This is a genomic window from Candidatus Pelagibacter communis (assembly GCF_001180105.1).
Classification (GTDB): domain Bacteria; phylum Pseudomonadota; class Alphaproteobacteria; order Pelagibacterales; family Pelagibacteraceae; genus Pelagibacter; species Pelagibacter ubique_K.
Genome location: NZ_CVSO01000023.1, coordinates 1 through 2,556 on the forward strand (window position 1 = coordinate 1; position 2,556 = coordinate 2,556).

Annotated in this window: 3 protein-coding genes and 1 pseudogene; 2 read left to right on the top strand and 2 right to left on the bottom strand. The window is 30.1% G+C overall.

Annotation, left to right across the window (positions count from 1 at the left end; translation table 11 throughout):
• Together AMN84_RS01715 and AMN84_RS01720 are read right to left on the bottom strand one after the other, a co-directional pair.
• Positions 1-563: pseudogene (locus AMN84_RS01715) on the bottom strand (riboflavin biosynthesis protein RibF); the annotation flags it as partial.
• Positions 557-1,372, bottom strand: coding sequence for a TIGR01459 family HAD-type hydrolase (locus tag AMN84_RS01720; RefSeq protein WP_075482839.1), 816 nt, complete (start codon positions 1,370-1,372; stop codon positions 557-559). The gene AMN84_RS01720 and the pseudogene AMN84_RS01715, both read right to left, overlap by 7 nt.
• Before the next feature lie 123 nt (positions 1,373-1,495).
• Between AMN84_RS01720 and groES the strand changes: the two genes are divergently transcribed.
• Together groES and groEL are read left to right on the top strand one after the other, a co-directional pair.
• Positions 1,496-1,789 (top strand): co-chaperone GroES, encoded by a 294-nt coding sequence (gene groES / locus AMN84_RS01725; protein ID WP_075482841.1) that lies wholly within the window; start codon positions 1,496-1,498, stop codon positions 1,787-1,789.
• A gap of 21 nt (positions 1,790-1,810) precedes the next feature.
• The coding region (gene groEL, locus AMN84_RS01730) for a chaperonin GroEL (RefSeq protein WP_143755530.1) at positions 1,811-2,556 on the top strand (746 nt) is incomplete at its 3' end.

Genomic DNA, 2,556 nt, shown 5'->3' on the forward strand with positions numbered 1-2,556 from the left:
CTTCCTAAAAATTTTTTTACTTTTTTTAAATTTCCTATTTCAAGATTTTTTCTTATCAAGGTCGATGAGATAACAAATTTTTTGCTTTTAAGAGGAGATGGATTAATAATTTTGTAGTCATAATCTTTTTCCAATGACTTTAGAAGTTTTATATCACCAGCACGTTTATAGCCAAATCTAAAATTGTCTGAAACAAAAATATATTTTGGTTTAATTTTATTAAATAAAATCTTTTTTATAAAATCGAGACAACTTATTTTTGAAAAATTTTTATTAAATTTTTGATTTACAATAAAATCTACAGAATTTTTTTTTAAAAGTTGAATTTTTTGATTAAAGTTTGAAAGTCTGTAATTATGAAGTCTTTTAAAAAACATCTTTGGTATTGGGTCAAAAGTGATTACTCCTATTTTTAATTTAAATTTTTTTTTGAATCTTCTTGCTCTATTAAAAAGTTTTTGGTGACCCCTATGAAGGCCATCAAAATTTCCAATTAGAATAATTGCTCCTTTGTCTTTTTTAGACAAATTAAAGTTCTCATAAATTTTAAAATTATTTACCATTTTAGCTCTGTTTGAGTATAGTTTACATTAACATTATACTTTTTTGTTAATTCTTTAATACCATTGCTTATTTCATTTTTATGAATTCCATTACTTATTAGAAGAGAGTCAAAATTTTGTATATTTGCGCCTTTGATATCAGTATTTAGATTATCACCTATACAAATTACCTTTTTGCCTCTTAAGTTGTTAAATGCTTTTTCGTAGACTTCTGGATAAGGTTTACCGAAATACTTAACTTCACCACCTAACTTTTCAAAAATTTTTGCTACTGTACCTGCGCAAAATTCTCTGACATTACCTCGATCAACAACAAGATCTGGATTGGTGCAAATCATTTTTTTTTCGGTGTGGTCTAGAAGTAATTTTTCATAAAATTTCAATTCTGACTCATGATCATCAAATAATCCAGTGCATAATAAAAAATCGCAGCTGCCTATCTTTTTAACCTTCTGATTTTCAAATGTTTTGAATAAATCAAAATCTCTTGGTGGGCCTATATGAAAAAAGCTTTTGGAATTCATAGTTTTGAGTTGATCTAAAGCAGCTTGGCCAGATGTATAAACTTGTTGGGCTTTTTTTTCATCTAAACCCATTTTTTTCAAATATTCAATTACAGTAAGATTTGGTCTTGGCGCGTTCGTTAGCAATACATATTGCTTTTTATTTTTTTCTAATTCTTCAAGAACTTCAACCGAATTTTGAAATAGATTTAGACCGTTGTGTAAAACTCCCCAGATATCTATAAAAAACAAATCGTATTCACCAAAGATTGCTCTAAGTCCTTTTTCATCTAAATTTGAAGTCATTTTTTATGATATAACTCAAAAATATGCATATTTCTTGGTTTTTTTTAGAATATATATTTTATCCTTTATCTTGAAAAATTATCTTTTGGTCTTTATATGAATTCCATATTTAAAGGAGTTTTTATGAAGTTTAAACCGTTACATGACAGAGTTTTAATAGAAGTTTTGGATAGCAGCGAGAAGACTGCTGGCGGGATTATAATACCAGATACAGCACAAGAAAAACCTCAAGAGGGAAAAGTCGTTGCAGTTGGTGGTGGAGCCAAAACTGAAGATGGTAAAATCATTCCAATGGATGTCAAAGTTGGTGATAAAGTATTATTCGGCAAATGGTCAGGCACTGAAGTTAAAATTGGTGGGAAAGAATATAGTATTATGAAAGAATCTGACATAATGGGAATATCAACAGGAAAATAATTTTTAATAAAGGAGTAAAAAATGGCAAAAATAGTAAAATTTGACTCAGATGCAAGAACAGCGATGCTTAAAGGTGTTGATATACTTGCTAATACAGTGAAAGTAACATTGGGTCCAAAAGGTAGAAATGTTGTTATTGACAAATCTTATGGTGCACCAAGAACTACTAAAGATGGGGTGTCGGTAGCTAAAGAAATAGAGCTTGAAGATAAATTTGAAAATATGGGTGCTCAAATGGTTAAAGAGGTAGCCAGCAAAACTAATGATGAAGCTGGAGATGGAACAACTACAGCTACTATCTTAGCTCAAGCAATCGTAAAAGAAGGTTGTAAATACGTAACAGCTGGAATGAATCCGATGGATGTTAAAAGAGGTATAGACTCGGCCGTTGATCATGTGAAACAAAAACTTATTTCCTCTGCTAAAAAGGTAAAAGACAGTGATGAAATTGCTCAAGTTGGTACAATTTCAGCTAATGGTGATAAAGAAATTGGTAATATGATTTCTAAAGCTATGCAAAAGGTTGGAAATGAAGGTGTTATAACTGTTGAAGAAGCAAAAGGTATTGAGACCGAACTTGATGTTGTAGAAGGTATGCAGTTTGATAGAGGATACCTTTCTCCTTACTTTATTACTAATGGAGATAAAATGACAACTGAATTAGAGAACCCTCTAATATTATTACATGAAAAAAAATTAACCAATCTTCAGCCGATGGTTCCACTTTTAGAAGCGGTTGTTCAAGCAGGTAGACCCCTTATGATAAT

Excerpts from the sequence above, each read along its gene's own strand:
- AMN84_RS01720 (WP_075482839.1), bottom strand. The coding sequence starts at position 1,372 with ATGACTTCAAATTTAGATGAAAAAGGACTTAGAGCAATCTTTGGTGAA.
- groES (WP_075482841.1), top strand. The coding sequence starts at position 1,496 with ATGAAGTTTAAACCGTTACATGACAGAGTTTTAATAGAAGTTTTGGAT.